Annotated in this window: 15 protein-coding genes; 13 read left to right on the top strand and 2 right to left on the bottom strand. The window is 70.3% G+C overall.

Annotated features, from left to right (window positions below; translation table 11 throughout):
* Nucleotides 1-135 precede the first annotated feature (135 nt).
* Nucleotides 136-1,263, top strand: a complete 1,128-nt coding sequence (locus tag ACWGJB_RS34585) for a ferrochelatase (RefSeq protein WP_453383989.1) — start codon at nt 136-138, stop codon at nt 1,261-1,263.
* 8 nt (nt 1,264-1,271) lie between these two features.
* Nucleotides 1,272-2,087, top strand: coding sequence for an inositol monophosphatase family protein (locus ACWGJB_RS34580; RefSeq protein ID WP_453383988.1), 816 nt, complete (start codon nt 1,272-1,274; stop codon nt 2,085-2,087).
* Nucleotides 2,088-2,237: 150 nt separating this feature from the next.
* Here ACWGJB_RS34580 and ACWGJB_RS34575 read toward each other — a convergent pair whose 3' ends face one another.
* Nucleotides 2,238-2,411, bottom strand: coding sequence for a hypothetical protein (locus ACWGJB_RS34575; RefSeq protein WP_351709989.1), 174 nt, complete (start codon nt 2,409-2,411; stop codon nt 2,238-2,240).
* Between the two features lie 416 nt (nt 2,412-2,827).
* On the opposite strand from ACWGJB_RS34575, the gene ACWGJB_RS34570 reads away from it, so the two are divergent.
* From ACWGJB_RS34570 to ACWGJB_RS34555, 4 genes are all read left to right on the top strand, one after another.
* The gene (locus ACWGJB_RS34570; RefSeq protein ID WP_196943825.1) at nt 2,828-3,481 is read left to right on the top strand and encodes a response regulator transcription factor; all 654 of its coding nucleotides are present in this window, start codon (nt 2,828-2,830) and stop codon (nt 3,479-3,481) included.
* A gap of 5 nt (nt 3,482-3,486) precedes the next feature.
* Nucleotides 3,487-4,746 carry a sensor histidine kinase gene (locus tag ACWGJB_RS34565; protein WP_453384103.1) on the top strand — a complete coding sequence of 420 codons (1,260 nt, stop codon included), beginning with the start codon at nt 3,487-3,489 and terminating at the stop codon, nt 4,744-4,746.
* Between the two features lie 401 nt (nt 4,747-5,147).
* Nucleotides 5,148-5,444, top strand: coding sequence for a DUF4193 domain-containing protein (locus ACWGJB_RS34560; protein WP_003997302.1), 297 nt, complete (start codon nt 5,148-5,150; stop codon nt 5,442-5,444).
* A gap of 13 nt (nt 5,445-5,457) precedes the next feature.
* Entirely contained in the window at nt 5,458-6,375 is a 918-nt protein-coding gene (locus ACWGJB_RS34555; RefSeq protein ID WP_453383987.1) for a hypothetical protein, read from the top strand.
* 27 nt (nt 6,376-6,402) lie between these two features.
* Here ACWGJB_RS34555 and ACWGJB_RS34550 read toward each other — a convergent pair whose 3' ends face one another.
* A complete protein-coding gene (locus ACWGJB_RS34550) occupies nt 6,403-6,864 on the bottom strand; it encodes a DUF3093 domain-containing protein (protein WP_360488765.1) in 462 nt (153 codons plus the stop codon).
* Between the two features lie 58 nt (nt 6,865-6,922).
* On the opposite strand from ACWGJB_RS34550, the gene ACWGJB_RS34545 reads away from it, so the two are divergent.
* From ACWGJB_RS34545 to ACWGJB_RS34515, 7 genes are all read left to right on the top strand, one after another.
* Complete coding sequence (locus tag ACWGJB_RS34545; protein ID WP_360488768.1) at nt 6,923-7,507, top strand: PaaI family thioesterase; 585 nt, start codon at nt 6,923-6,925, stop codon at nt 7,505-7,507.
* On the top strand, nt 7,504-8,067 hold the full coding sequence (gene dut / locus ACWGJB_RS34540) for a dUTP diphosphatase (protein ID WP_360488771.1): 564 nt from the start codon (nt 7,504-7,506) through the stop codon (nt 8,065-8,067). The genes ACWGJB_RS34545 and dut overlap by 4 nt, the downstream gene beginning before the upstream one ends.
* A 1-nt stretch (nt 8,068) precedes the next feature.
* On the top strand, nt 8,069-8,833 hold the full coding sequence (locus ACWGJB_RS34535) for a DUF3710 domain-containing protein (RefSeq protein WP_351728562.1): 765 nt from the start codon (nt 8,069-8,071) through the stop codon (nt 8,831-8,833).
* 168 nt (nt 8,834-9,001) lie between these two features.
* Complete coding sequence (locus ACWGJB_RS34530) at nt 9,002-10,198, top strand: alginate lyase family protein (RefSeq protein WP_453383986.1); 1,197 nt, start codon at nt 9,002-9,004, stop codon at nt 10,196-10,198.
* Between the two features lie 156 nt (nt 10,199-10,354).
* Nucleotides 10,355-12,934: an ATP-binding protein gene (locus ACWGJB_RS34525; RefSeq protein WP_453383985.1), complete on the top strand. Its 2,580-nt coding sequence runs from the start codon at nt 10,355-10,357 to the stop codon at nt 12,932-12,934.
* The gene (locus tag ACWGJB_RS34520) at nt 12,931-13,617 is read left to right on the top strand and encodes a response regulator (protein WP_360488783.1); all 687 of its coding nucleotides are present in this window, start codon (nt 12,931-12,933) and stop codon (nt 13,615-13,617) included. Before ACWGJB_RS34525 ends, ACWGJB_RS34520 begins: the two co-directional genes overlap by 4 nt.
* A 104-nt stretch (nt 13,618-13,721) precedes the next feature.
* Entirely contained in the window at nt 13,722-14,120 is a 399-nt protein-coding gene (locus ACWGJB_RS34515) for an OB-fold nucleic acid binding domain-containing protein (protein ID WP_453383984.1), read from the top strand.
* The last annotated feature ends 1 nt before the right edge of the window (nt 14,121 follow it).

Genomic DNA, 14,121 nt, shown 5'->3' with positions numbered 1-14,121 from the left:
GCGTAACTGCGGTTGGTACAGCTTACGAGTAAGGGGACCCTAATGCACCTTGTCGGCGCTGGGGATAAACCTCCCGAATCCGACTCTTCACGCTCCTGTTTCCGGGGTGTCAGCGCCGGGTGGCAGGATCGGCACATGTCAGACGCGCTCGATGCCACCCCCTACGACGCCCTGCTCCTGCTCTCCTTCGGCGGCCCGGAAGGCCCGGACGACGTGGTCCCGTTCCTGGAGAACGTGACGCGCGGGCGCGGTATCCCGAAGGAACGTCTCAAGGAAGTCGGGCAGCACTACTTCCTGTTCGGCGGGGTCAGCCCGATCAACGACCAGAACCGCGCCCTGCTGGACGCCCTGCGCAAGGACTTCGCCGAGCACGGCCTGGACCTGCCCATCTACTGGGGCAACCGCAACTGGGCGCCGTATCTGACGGACACCCTGCGCGAGATGGTCGCCGACGGCCGCCGCCGCATCCTGGTGCTCACCACCAGCGCCTACGCCTCCTACTCGGGCTGCCGTCAGTACCGCGAGAACCTCGCGGACTCGCTGGCGGAGCTGGCGGCCGAGGGCCTCGAACTGCCGAAGATCGACAAGCTGCGGCACTACTTCAACCACCCCGGCTTCGTCGACCCGATGATCGACGGGGTGCTGCGGTCCCTCGCCGACCTCCCCGAGGACGTCCGCGCGGGCGCCCACATCGCCTTCACCACCCACTCCATCCCGACCGCGAGCGCCGACACCTCGGGGCCGGTCGAGACCCACGGGGAGGGCGGCGCGTACGTCGAGGAGCACCTGGACGTGGCCCAGCTGATCGCCGACGCGGTCCGCGAGCGCACCGGCGTCGACCACCCCTGGCGGCTCGTCTACCAGTCCCGCTCCGGCGCCCCGCACATCCCCTGGCTGGAGCCCGACATCTGCGACCACCTGGAGACGCTGCACGGCGCCGGGGTCCCGGCCGTCGTCATGGCCCCCATCGGCTTCGTCTCCGACCACATGGAGGTCCTCTACGACCTCGACACGGAGGCCACGGCCAAGGCCGAGGAGCTCGGCCTGCCGGTACGGCGGTCCGCGACCGTCGGGTCCGACCCGCGGTTCGCCGCCGCGATCCGTGGGCTGGTCCTGGAGCGCGCGGGCGTGGAGAGCGGGCGCGAGGTCACGCCGTGCGCGCTGGGCGCGCTGGGCGCGAGCCACAACCTGTGCCCGGTCGGCTGCTGCCCCGCCCGCGCCCCTCGCCCGGCCGCGGCCGGCGCCGACAGCCCGTACGCGTGAGGAGCCCCGTGACCGACGCCCTGCACACCGACCTGCTCAAGCTCGCCAAGGAGGCGGCCGCCCGCGCGGGCGAGCTGCTGCGGGACGGCCGCCCGGCCGACCTCGCCGTGGCCCGGACCAAGTCCAGCCCGATCGACGTCGTGACCGAGATGGACATCGCGGCGGAGAAGCTGATCACCGACCTGATCTCCGGACACCGCCCCGACGACGGCTTCCTCGGCGAGGAGGGCGCGTCGACGCAGGGCACGAGCGGGATCCGCTGGGTGATCGACCCGCTCGACGGCACGGTCAACTACCTGTACGGGCTGCCGACCTGGGCGGTCTCCATCGCCGCCGAGCAGGACGGCGAGACCGTGGCCGGTGTCGTGGCGGCGCCGATGCGCGGCGAGACGTACCACGCGGTACGGGGCGGCGGAGCCTGGGCGACCGGGGCGTGGGAGGGCGAGCGGGAGCTGCGCTGCCGCCCGGCGCCGCCGCTGGACCAGGCACTGGTGTCGACCGGCTTCAACTACGTGACCGAGGTCCGCACCCACCAGGCCCAGGTCGCCGCCCGGCTGATCCCGCTGCTCCGCGACGTACGCCGGAGCGGATCGGCGGCGATCGATCTGTGCGACGTGGCCTGCGGCCGGCTGGACGGGTACTTCGAGCGCGGGCTGAACGCGTGGGACTGGGGCGCGGGCGACCTGATCGCGCGGGAGGCCGGCGCGTTGACCGGTGGACGCCCCGGAGAACGCCCGTCCCGGGACCTGACGATCGCCGGCACCCCGGGTGTCTTCGAGCCGCTCCAGCAGCTGCTGGACGACTTCGGGGCCTGGCACGACTGAGGCCCGGACGTCGGGGAGGGGGCCCGGTTTCTTCTGGGGCGTGTGAATCGAACGTCGATGCGGTGGGTAGGGGCCAGGTATGAGCAGGGCCCCGGCGCTGGATTCGCCGGGGCCCTGTTCCTGTGCCGGTGAGTTGGTGCTGCGGGACTGTCAGACGCTGGTCATGCCGACTTCCACGCCGTGTTCGGCGGCGAGGCGGCGCAGGTCGTCGAGCTCGGCCTGTTCCACTTCGACAAGGAAGTCGTCGCCCTCGTCACGAGCCCGGGTGATGTCGGACTCGGTCGCCTTTATGCGCTGCAGAAGTCCTGTGGTGAATGCGTCCATGCTGCGCCCCCTCGTCCTGGGTCGTGGGTCGGTGGCACGGGGGTGTGCCGTTGAAGGGGCGATCACGTCTCTCGCGGGTGCCCAGCGCTGCCCAGCTGGGCGGCGACGGTGCCGGACACCCCCATCGTCCACTCTGCTGTAGCGGCGATGTACGTACCGCATGGTGCTGCGGCACATGCAGAGCGTGATCGCGGGGTGTACATGCCGTCCTCCCCCCGCTCCCCTCCGTGGAAACCTCAACCGGAAGAGAAAATCTCGCATTCCCGTCCGGCGCCGCCGATCCTGCTGCCCCAGCTCTCGTCTTACTGCCGACTTATGGCCGAAAAGGGCAGGATGGGGGTCACACACCCCATGGAGACCCCTGCCCACGTGCGCCGCTGCGCGCTACGCGGGTGGACAGCGGAAGGACAAGCGACGTGCGCGTACTCGTCGTCGAGGACGAGCAACTGCTCGCCGATGCGGTGGCCACCGGACTGCGCCGGGAGGCCATGGCCGTCGACGTCGTGTACGACGGTGCGGCCGCCCTGGAGCGCATCGGCGTCAACGACTACGACGTGGTCGTCCTCGACCGCGACCTCCCCCTCGTGCACGGCGACGACGTCTGCCGCAAGATCGTCGAGCTCGGGATGCCCACGCGCGTGCTGATGCTCACCGCGTCCGGCGACGTCAGCGACCGCGTGGAGGGCCTGGAGATCGGGGCCGACGACTACCTTCCCAAGCCCTTCGCGTTCAGCGAGCTCATCGCGCGCGTGCGCGCCCTCGGCCGCCGTACCAGCGTGCCGCTGCCCCCCGTCCTGGAGCGCGCCGGCATCAAGCTCGACCCGAACCGCCGCGAGGTCTTCCGCGACGGCAAGGAGGTCCAGCTCGCGCCCAAGGAGTTCGCGGTCCTGGAGGTGCTGATGCGCAGCGAGGGCGCCGTGGTCTCCGCCGAGCAGCTCCTGGAGAAGGCCTGGGACGAGAACACGGACCCCTTCACCAACGTCGTACGGGTGACCGTGATGACGCTGCGCCGCAAGCTGGGCGAGCCCGCCGTGATCGTCACCGTCCCCGGCTCGGGTTACCGGATCTGATGACTGTGGCCACCACTCCCGCACCTCCGCAGGCGCCCCCCAAGCCCACCTGGGACCCCCGGAGACCGCAGCCGGTCTTCCCATGGCTGCGCCCGACCATCCGGATACGGCTCACGCTGCTGTACGGCGGCATGTTCCTGATCGCCGGCATCCTGCTGCTCTCGATCATCTACCTGCTCGCCGCGCAGGCGATCAGTACCGGCAACCAGCCGCTGTTCAAGATCGTCGCTTTCCAGAAGCTGCAGGTGTCCAGTGACAACTGCCCCGCGATCAACATGTCCGGCACCACGTCCACCGTGTCGCTGCAGGACTTCAACAACGCGATCGCCCTGTGCGTGGACCACCAGCGCCAGGCGGCCCTGGACGACCTGCTGAGCCGTTCGCTGCTGGCCCTGCTGGGCCTCGCCGTGATCGCCTTCGCGTTCGGTTACGCGATGGCCGGACGGGTGCTGTCCCCGCTCGGCCGGATCACCCGCACCGCCCGCGCGGTGGCCGGCTCGGACCTGTCCCGCCGGATCGAGCTGGACGGCCCGGACGACGAGCTCAAGGAGCTCGCGGACACCTTCGACGACATGCTGGAGCGGCTGCAGCGGGCCTTCACCGCCCAGCAGCGCTTCGTCGGCAACGCCTCCCACGAACTGCGCACGCCTCTGGCGATCAACCGCACGCTCCTGGAGGTGCATCTCTCGGACCCGGGCGCGCCCATGGAGCTGCAACAGCTCGGCAAGACCCTGCTGGCCACCAACGAACGCAGCGAGCAGCTCGTGGAGGGCCTGCTGCTCCTCGCCCGCAGCGACAACCAGATCGTCGAGCGCAAACCGGTCGACCTGGCCGAGGTCGCCACCCAGGCCGTCGACCAGGTGCACGCCGAGGCGGCGGCCAAGGGCGTGACCATCCGGGGCGTACGGAAGCCGGCGGTCGTGCAGGGCAACGGCGTCCTGCTGGAGCGGATCGCGCTGAACCTGGTGCAGAACGCGGTGCGCTACAACGTGCCCGAGGACGGCTGGGTCGAGGTCGACACCGAGATCCAGCACGGCCAGGCGGTACTGTCGGTCTCGAACACCGGTCCGGTGGTGCCCGCGTATGAGATCGACAACCTCTTCGAGCCCTTCCGGCGGCTCCGTACCGAGCGCACGGGCAGCGACAAGGGCGTCGGCCTGGGCCTGTCCATCGTCCGGTCCGTGGCCCGGGCGCACGGCGGCCACATCGCGGCCCAGCCCCGCGAGGGCGGTGGTCTCGTGATGAGGGTCACCTTGCCGGTCTGATGCCGTTACAAGATCACGACACACGCGGAGGATGTTCGCTTTGCGCGGAATTTTCTGTCGGCGTGGCGCGGTACCCCATGTGTGATCGATCACAAGGGCGGAATTCCGGCCATCTACTCTCTGTGATCATGGTTAGGGGAATAAAGCCGGGAAAATCCCTGTTTTCACGGGTCTTGATCACGGGAAGTACAGGGTGAGGCGCCTTTGAGGTGTCTCGTGAGGACCGTGTACGGTCCCCATCGCCATTCAACCTGATCACTCTCGAGGGATCCGGTTGGGTGTCGATTGAGTAACAGACCTTGATGTGAGGCAAAATCTCCGCCTCAGGTCGGGCACAAGTCCGGCCTCTCACGCGTTACGTGCGCTGGAGACACCGCAGACACCCAGAGGGGGAGAGCGACATGGCAACCGATTACGACACTCCACGCAAGACCGACGATGACGTCGACTCGGACAGCCTTGAAGAGCTGAAGGCTCGGAGGAACGACAAGTCCACGTCCTCGGTGGACGTAGACGAGTTCGAGGCCGCCGAAGGCCTGGAGCTGCCCGGCGCGGACCTCTCGAACGAGGAGCTGGCCGTCCGGGTGCTGCCCAAGCAGCAGGACGAGTTCACCTGCATGAGCTGCTTCCTGGTGCACCACCGCAGCCAGCTGGCCCGGGAGAAGAACGGTCAGCCGATCTGCCGCGACTGCGACTGAGGAGGGGTCGGGCATGACTGGCTCGACCCCACCTCGGAGGCGCCGCTTCTCTCTTCCGGGAGCGGACTCGGGGCCGTCCGACGGCCCGCGCGCGCGTGACGACGAGCGAGGCTCATCCGATCCGGGAGCCTCGCTCGAACCGGCGGCCGACCGGGGTGACCTCCCGGCGCCGGCGGACAGGCCCGCGCCCGTCGCCAAACGACGGGCCGGGGTCATCCGTGACAAGGCCGTGAATCTGGCCCGGGAAGGCGCCCGCAAGGGCGGCAGCCGGGCGAGAGCGGGGCTGGCCTACCTCGCGGACCGGATCATCGAGATCGCCCCTCGTGTCCCCGTACGCGACCTCGCGACCCTGCGTCGGCAGTTCCCGGACCTCGGGCCCGAGCAGCTCGCCGACAAGCTGGTGGCGGGCGCGGCGGGTGCGACCTCGGCCGTCGGCGCGGGTGTCGGCGCGGCGGCGATGCTGCCGGTGCCGCCGGCGATGCCGACCGAGCTGGCCGCGGAGATCACCGGGGTCGCGGCGATCGAGCTGAAGCTGATCGCCGAACTCCACGAGGTCTACGGCGTGCGGCCGCCGGGGAACCTGAAGGCCCGCAGCACCGCGTATCTGTCCTCCTGGTCGGGGGAACGCGGGATCGACGTGATGAAGCCGTCGACGGTCAACAACGCCCTCGGCGGGCACATGAAGCGCGAGCTGCGCCAGCAGATCATGAAGCGGATGGTGCGCGACCTGCCCAACCTGATGCCGTTCATGGTGGGCGCCGCGGTGGGCGCGGTCATGAACCGCCGGGACACCAAGAAGCTCGCGGCGCGGATCCGGGCGGACCTGAGAAAGATCCAGGTGCCGTGGGAGGAACTGCCGGAGCTGCCGCCGTTGGAGAAACCGGCGGAGCCGCTGCCGATCGCCGAGCTGCCGGAGGACTTCGGAGGCTGACGGCCGGTGGTGAGAGCCAGGCGAGGCCTACTGGGCCTTCTTCGCCGCCTCGATCGCCGCCGCCAGGGCCTCCGGCTCCCGCGTCGACAGGTACAGGTACGGCGTCGGGTCCGCCGGATCCGTGACCTCCACGCGCAGGGCCCTGGGGATGTAGGCGCGCAGCAGGAGGAAGGCGCGGACGTCGGCCTTGTACGTGCGCCAGGCGCGCGCCTCCTCCGGGTCCAGGACCTCTGACGCGCCCAGGGCGGACACCGGGATCTTCGCCTCGCCCGCGATCAGCGAGTCGCCCACCACCCGGATGCGCGGGGAGCCGTACGAACTGGCCACCACCGCTGCCGCCGCCGTGCCGCCCACCAGGCCGCCCAGCGTCGGCAGAGTGCCGAAGGGAAGCAGGACCAGGGCGCACGAGACGCCGATCAGGAAGCTGAGGAACCACCACGACCAGGGGGCCGTGAGGCGTTCTTCGTACGGGGTGGTGGAGAGCTGCATGGCGTCAAGCTTGGCACGGTGTCCGGATTCACCGGACGCGCGGGTAAGGTCTGCGGCTGTGAGTGGTAGTTCCGCAGCTCTTCAGCCTCCCGCCAGTGCCCGGAAACCGGTGCGGCATCCCGACGCTCCCGCGCCCGGCGAGCTCATCGGCGCCCACTACGAACAGTGTTTCGGGTGCGGCCACGAGCAGTCGCACGGGCTGCATCTGGAGGTGCGGGCCGGCGAGGGGGTCTCCCTCACCGCCGAGTTCACCGTGCGGGCCGCCCACCAGGGCGCCCCGGGCCTCGCGCACGGCGGCGTCCTCGCCACCGCCCTCGACGAGACGCTCGGTTCGCTGAACTGGCTGCTGCGGAAGATCGCCGTCACCGGACGGCTGGAGACCGACTTCGTACGGCCGGTGCCGGTGGGCACCACGCTGTACCTGGCGGCCGAGGTCGCCGCGGTGGCCGGCCGGAAGATCTACTCGACCGCCACCGGGCGCCTGGACGGCCCGGACGGCCCCGTCGCCGTCCGTGCCGACGCCCTCTTCGTGGAGGTACCGGTCGAGCACTTCGTCGACAACGGCCGCGAGGAAGAGATCAAGGCCGTCATGAACGACCCGGACCAGATCCGGCGCAGCCGCGCCTTCGAGGTGAACCCGTGAACCCCGCATCCTGCGTGAGCCCCCTCGACGTCCTCATCCGGCGCGTCGACCCGGACGTACCGCTTCCGGCGTACGAGCACCCCGGTGACGCGGGAGCTGATCTGCGGACCACCGAGGCGTGCGAGCTGAAGCCCGGCGAACGGGCCGTACTGCCCACGGGGGTGTCGATCGCCCTCCCGGATGGGTACGCGGCCTTCGTGCACCCTCGTTCGGGGCTCGCCGCCCGGTGCGGTGTGGCCCTCGTGAATGCCCCGGGGACGATTGATGCCGGGTACCGTGGGGAGATCAAGGTGATCGTGGTGAATCTCGATCCGCGCGAGGTCGTGCGGTTCGAGCGCTTCGACCGGATTGCCCAACTGGTCGTCCAGCAGGTCGAGAGGGTCCGCTTCCAGGAGGTGGCGGAACTTCCCGGCTCGGCACGGGCCGAGGGGGGCTTCGGGTCCACCGGCGGGCATGCCGCGGTGGGTGACGGGAGCGGCACAAGCGGTCAGGCCGCCGACGGTGGCCGGACGGGTGGGAATCGATACGCTTCGGTCGTATCCGACCGGGAAGGACAGTGACGTGTTCGGACGTCGCAACAAGAAGGGTGCCGCCGAGGACGCGGCCGGCGAGGCCGAGCAGGTCGTCGACAGCGTCGGCACCGAGGCGGACGAGGAAGAGGGCGAGCGCGAGCGCGTACGCCTGGAACCGGAGCCCCGGCCCGACGGGCCGTGGGACGACTCCGAGGTGCGGGAGCCGGGCGAGGGCCGGGTGGACCTCGGCGGGCTGTTCGTGCCCGGCGTCGACGGCATGGAGCTGCGGGTCGAGGTCGCGGGTGACGCGATCGTCGCGGCGACCGTGGTGCTCAAGGACAGCGCCGTGCAGTTGCAGGCCTTCGCCGCGCCCAAGCGCGAGGGCATCTGGGGCGAGGTGCGGGAGGAGATCGGCTCCGGCATCACCCAGCAGGGCGGCATCGTCGACGAGGTCGAGGGTCCGCTGGGCTGGGAGCTGCGCGCCCAGGTGCCGGTGCAGCTGCCGGACGGCACGGGCGGCTTCCAGGTCGTGCGGTTCGTCGGTGTGGACGGTCCGCGCTGGTTCCTGCGCGGGGTGATCTCCGGGCAGGGCGCGGTGCAGCCGCAGGCCGCCGGGCTCCTGGAGCAGATCTTCCGGGACACCGTCGTGGTCCGCGGCGAGGGTCCGATGGCCCCCCGTGATCCGATCGTCCTGAAGCTGCCGAACGACGCCCAGATGGTCCCCGAGGGTGTCCAGCAGCAGGAGGAGTCCTCGCGCTTCTCCGGCGGCATGGGCCAGCTCCAGCGCGGGCCGGAGATCACCGAGGTCCGGTAACACAACAGACAGCGACGAGGGCCGTACCCCGCACCGGGGTGCGGCCCTTTCACATGCGCGGATCTTCCGGTGTGAATGGCTCCGCCTTACTTCATACCTTGACGCAAGTCTGGTCCGTACCTACGGTCTCGGCACGCCTATGTTCACAGAGGCGCTCCATTTTCACATATGAGAACATACGAGAACGGAGTCGCTGTGCGTCGCATCCCCCTGCTCGCGGCCGTGGGAGCCCTGCTCCTGGGCGTCTTCACGGCCCCCGTCGCCCACTCGGCCCCCAGCACCTTCGTGCACCCCGGAGTCACCGTCTCCAAGGCCCAGCTGGACTTCGCCCGCACCGAGGTACTGGCCGGCGCCCAGCCCTGGAAGGCGGCCTACGACCAGATGATGGCGAGCAAGTACGCCGACCTGAACCGGACCCCCGCGCCCCGGGCGACGGTCGAGTGCGGGTCGTACTCGAACCCCAACTACGGCTGCACCGACGAGCGCGAGGACGCGATCGCCGCCTACACCGACGCCCTCGCCTGGTACATCACCAAGGACGCCCGCTACGCCCAGAAGGCGATCCAGATCATGGACGCCTGGTCGGCCACGATCACCAGTCACACCAACAGCAACGCGCCCCTGCAGACCGGCTGGGCCGGCTCCTCCTGGCCCAAGGCCGCCGAGATCATCAGGTACACGTACACCGGCACCTGGGCGAACGAGGCCCGCTTCGCCACCATGCTGCGCAACGTCTACCTCCCCACTGTCATCAAGGGCTCCAACTCCAACGGCAACTGGGAGCTGACGATGATGGAGGCCGCCGTCGGCATCTCCGTCTTCCTGGAGGACAAGGCGTCGTACGACACGGCCATGGCCAAGTTCCGCACCCGCACGGCCGCTTATGTGTACCTGGCCTCCGACGGGTCGGTGCCGAAGACCGTGCCCAGCCAGAACCTCGACACCACCGCCAAGATCGTCTCCTACTGGCAGGGCCAGTCCACCTTCGTCACCGGACTCACCCAGGAGACCTGCCGGGACTTCACGCACACCGGCTACGGCATCTCCTCGATCTCGCACGTCGCCGAGACCAGCCGGATCCAGGGCCAGGACCTCTACGGCACGGACGTCGGCGAACGGCTGCGGCAGGCGCTCGGCTTCCAGTCCAAGTACCAGCTGGGCACCGCCGTCCCCAGCTGGCTCTGCGGCGGCTCCCTGACCCTCGGCCTCGGGCCCGTCACCGAGGTCGGCTACAACGCCCTCCACAACCGGCTGGGCATCGCCATGACCAACACCCAGACACTCACCCAGAACAACCGTCCCGCGGGCACCAACAACCTCTTCGTCGCCTGGGAGACCCTCACCCACGGCGACAACCCCAACTGAGCCACCTGTGCCCCGTGACCTCCTCGGAGAGGCCCGCGGGGCACATCAGGGTTGTGTCAAAGATGCCCGCCGCCGAACCGGCTGACCCGTTCGTCCGGATTGTTGGCCGTAAGGTCGACGCTGCGTAGGCGGCGGTAAGCGGAAGACAATGGGACCATGGCACGCGGCAAGCTTCGGATCTATCTCGGTGCGGCACCGGGCGTGGGCAAGACCTACGCCATGCTCTCCGAGGCCCACCGGCGCGTGGAGCGCGGCACCGACTGCGTGGTCGCCTTCGTCGAGCACCACAACCGGCAGCGCACCGAGGTGATGCTGCACGGCCTGGAGCAGGTTCCCCGCAAGGAGCTGGAGTACCGGGACGCCACCTTCACGGAGATGGACGTGGACGCGGTGCTGCACCGCGCCCCCGCCGTCGCCCTGGTGGACGAACTCGCCCACACCAACATCCCCGGCTCCCGCAACGCCAAGCGCTGGCAGGACGTCGAGGAGCTGCTGGCGGCCGGGATCGACGTCGTCTCCACCGTCAACATCCAGCACCTGGAGTCCCTCGGTGACGTCGTCGAGTCCATCACGGGGGTGCGCCAGCGCGAGACCGTGCCCGACGAGGTGGTACGGCGCGCGGACCAGATAGAGCTCGTCGACATGTCGCCCCAGGCGCTGCGCCGGCGCATGGCGCACGGCAACATCTACCAGCCGGACAAGGTCGACGCGGCCCTGTCCAACTACTTCCGGCCCGGCAACCTGACCGCCCTGCGCGAACTGGCGCTGCTGTGGGTGGCCGACCGGGCCGACGAGTACCTGAAGCAGTACCGCAGCGAGCACCGGGTCTCGGCGATCTGGGGCTCGCGGGAGCGGATCGTCGTCGGGCTGACCGGCGGGCCCGAGGGGCGCACGCTGATCCGGCGGGCCGCGCGGCTCGCCGAGAAGGGCGCGGGCGGCGAGGTCCTCGCCGTCTACATTTCCCGCAGCGACGGCCTGACCTCGGCCTCCCCGAAGGAACTCGCCGTCCAGCGCACCCTCGTCGAGGACCTCGGCGGCACCTTCCACCAGGTCGTCGGCGAGGACATCCCCGCGGCCCTGCTCGACTTCGCGCGCGGGGTCAACGCCACCCAGATCGTGCTCGGCTCCTCCCGCCGCAAGGCCTGGCAGTACGTGCTCGGGCCCGGCGTCGGCGCCACGGTCGCCCGCGAGTCGGGCCCCGACCTGGACGTCCACATCGTCACCCACGAAGCGGTGGCCAAGGGGCGCGGGCTGCCGGTGGCCCGGGGCGCCCGGCTCGGGCGCGGCCGGATCGTCGCGGGCTGGCTGGTCGGCCTGATCGGCCCGGCCGTCATGGCGGTGCTACTGAATACGGTCGACCTCGGCCTGGCCAACGACATGCTGCTCTTCCTGACCCTCACGGTCGCGGCGGCGCTGCTCGGCGGGCTCTTCCCGGCACTGGCCTCGGCTGCCTTCGGGTCCCTGCTGCTGAACTACTTCTACACCCCACCCCTGCACCGGCTCACCATCGCCGATCCGAAGAACATCGTGGCCATCGTGATCTTCTTCGGGGTCGCGCTGTCCGTCGCCTCGGTCGTGGACCTCGCCGCCCGCCGCACCCACCAGGCCGCCCGGCTGCGCGCCGAGTCGGAGATCCTCTCCTTCCTCGCCGGCAACGTGCTGCGCGGCGAGACCAGCCTGGAGGAGCTGCTCGAGCGGGTCCGGGAGACCTTCGGCATGGAGTCCGCCACCCTCCTGGAGCGGGCGGACGACGTCCAGCCGTGGAGCTGCGCGGGCCGGGCCGGCGTCGGACCCGCCCTGGCGCGGCCCGAGGATGCCGACGTCGACGTACCCATAGGCGACCACATGGCCCTCGCGCTGACCGGCCGGGTGCTGCCCGCCGAGAACCGCCGGGTGCTCGCCGCCTTCGCCGCCCAGGCAGCCGTCGTACTGGACCGCAGGCGGCTCCAGGAGGAGGCCGATCAGGCCCGCGCGCTCGCCGAGGGCAACCGGATCCGGACGGCCCTGCTGGCCGCCGTCAGCCATGATCTGCGCACCCCGCTCGCCGGGATCAAGGCGGCGGTGTCGTCGCTGCGCTCCGACGACGTGGCATGGTCCGAGGAGGACCAGGCCGAGTTGCTGCAGGGCATCGAGGAGGGCGCCGACCGCCTCGACCACCTGGTCGGCAACCTGCTCGACATGTCCCGCCTGCAGACCGGCACCGTCACCCCGATCGTCCGGGAGATCGACCTCGACGAGGTGGTCCCGATGGCGCTGGCCGGGGTGGACGAGGGCAGCGTCGAGCTGGACGTCCCCGAGACCCTGCCCATGGTCGAGGCCGACGCCGGGCTCCTGGAGCGGTCGGTGGCCAACCTGGTCGAGAACGCCGTCAAATACAGCCCGCCCGATCGGACCGGCCGTGTGGTCGTCGTATCCGCCAGCGCCATCGCGGACCGCGTGGAGCTGCGGATCGTGGACCGCGGGCCCGGCGTGCCCGACGACGCCAAAGAGCGCATATTCGAGCCCTTCCAGCGCTACGGTGACGCTCCGCGCGGCGCCGGGGTCGGACTGGGGCTCGCGGTCGCCCGGGGCTTCACCGAGGCGATGGGCGGCACGCTCAACGCCGAGGACACGCCCGGTGGGGGCCTCACCATGGTCCTCACCCTTCGCGCGGCAGGTTCGGTCACCGCAGCAGCAGAACCCGTGGCGGAAGCAACAGCACAGGCCGCGGCAGAACCGGAAAGGCAGGCCTCATGACCCGTGTGCTCGTGGTCGACGACGAGCCGCAGATCGTGCGTGCCCTCGTGATCAACCTCAAGGCGCGCAAGTACGAGGTCGACGCGGCCCCCGACGGCCGTACCGCCCTCGAACTGGCCGCCTCCCGCCACCCCGACGTGGTCGTCCTCGACCTCGGCCTGCCGGACATGGACGGTGTGGAGGTGATCAGGGGGCTGCGCGGCTGGACCCGGGTGCCGATCCTGGTGCTGTCCGCCCGTCACTCCTCCGACGAGAAGGTCGAGGCGCTCGACGCGGGCGCCGACGACTACGTCACCAAGCCCTTCGGCATGGACGAGCTGCTGGCCCGGCTGCGGGCCGCTGTCCGCCGCGCCGAGCCGGTCGCGGGGGGCGGCGAGGACGACGTGCTGGTGGAGACCGAGGGGTTCACCGTCGACCTGGCCGCGAAGAAGGTCAACCGGGCCGGCCGGGACGTCCGGCTGACCCCCACCGAGTGGCATCTGCTGGAGGTGCTGGTCCGCAACACCGGCCGGCTGGTCAGCCAGAAGCAGCTGTTGCAGGAGGTGTGGGGGCCGTCGTACGGGACGGAGACCAACTATCTGCGCGTGTACATGGCACAGCTGCGCCGGAAGCTGGAGGCGGACCCCTCGCATCCCAAGCACTTCATCACGGAGCCGGGGATGGGGTACCGGTTCGAGAAGTGAAACGTGCGTTCGTTCGAGAAGTGAACCGGGTGATCGGTTCGGGAAACGAGCCGGGGCGTGAGCTGGACTACGGCAGTGTCGGTGAGCCCCGGTACGCTTCAGACATGAGTGCTGTTCCTCGTTCCGAAAAGCCGGCCGGCCGGTTCCGGCGCATGCTGGGCCGGCTGTCCTCGTCGCAGGAGGACCTGGAGTCCGAGGAGCTGCGCGAGGACGCCGACACGACGGGCTGCATCCGGATCGGCGACTGCCAGGACCGGCAGATCGTCACCGTTACTGGTACCTTGCGCACGGTCACCCTGCGGCCGCGCGCCGGAGTCCCGGCCCTGGAGGCCGAGCTGTTCGACGGCTCCGCGGCGCTGGACGTGGTGTGGCTCGGCAGGCGCTCCATCGTGGGCATAGAACCGGGGCGCAGGCTGATCGCATCGGGCCGGATCTCGCTGAGCCGGGGCCGCCGGGTGCTTTTCAACCCCAAGTACGAACTGAGACCCCTCGGTAGGGAGTAGC

The sequence above is a fragment of the Streptomyces sp. NPDC054813 genome (genome assembly GCF_053611365.1).
Note: the sequence above shows the minus strand (reverse complement) of the source record. Positions and strands in the feature narration are given on the sequence as shown.

Bases quoted from the DNA above. Each gene is read 5' to 3' on its own strand.
- ACWGJB_RS34585 (WP_453383989.1), top strand. From the start codon at position 136: ATGTCAGACGCGCTCGATGCCACCCCCTACGACGCCCTGCTCCTGCTC.
- ACWGJB_RS34575 (WP_351709989.1), bottom strand. From the start codon at position 2,411: ATGGACGCATTCACCACAGGACTTCTGCAGCGCATAAAGGCGACCGAG.
- ACWGJB_RS34560 (WP_003997302.1), top strand. From the start codon at position 5,148: ATGGCAACCGATTACGACACTCCACGCAAGACCGACGATGACGTCGAC.
- ACWGJB_RS34555 (WP_453383987.1), top strand. From the start codon at position 5,458: ATGACTGGCTCGACCCCACCTCGGAGGCGCCGCTTCTCTCTTCCGGGA.
- ACWGJB_RS34550 (WP_360488765.1), bottom strand. From the start codon at position 6,864: ATGCAGCTCTCCACCACCCCGTACGAAGAACGCCTCACGGCCCCCTGG.
- ACWGJB_RS34530 (WP_453383986.1), top strand. From the start codon at position 9,002: ATGAGAACATACGAGAACGGAGTCGCTGTGCGTCGCATCCCCCTGCTC.
- ACWGJB_RS34525 (WP_453383985.1), top strand. From the start codon at position 10,355: ATGGCACGCGGCAAGCTTCGGATCTATCTCGGTGCGGCACCGGGCGTG.
- ACWGJB_RS34520 (WP_360488783.1), top strand. From the start codon at position 12,931: ATGACCCGTGTGCTCGTGGTCGACGACGAGCCGCAGATCGTGCGTGCC.
- ACWGJB_RS34515 (WP_453383984.1), top strand. From the start codon at position 13,722: ATGAGTGCTGTTCCTCGTTCCGAAAAGCCGGCCGGCCGGTTCCGGCGC.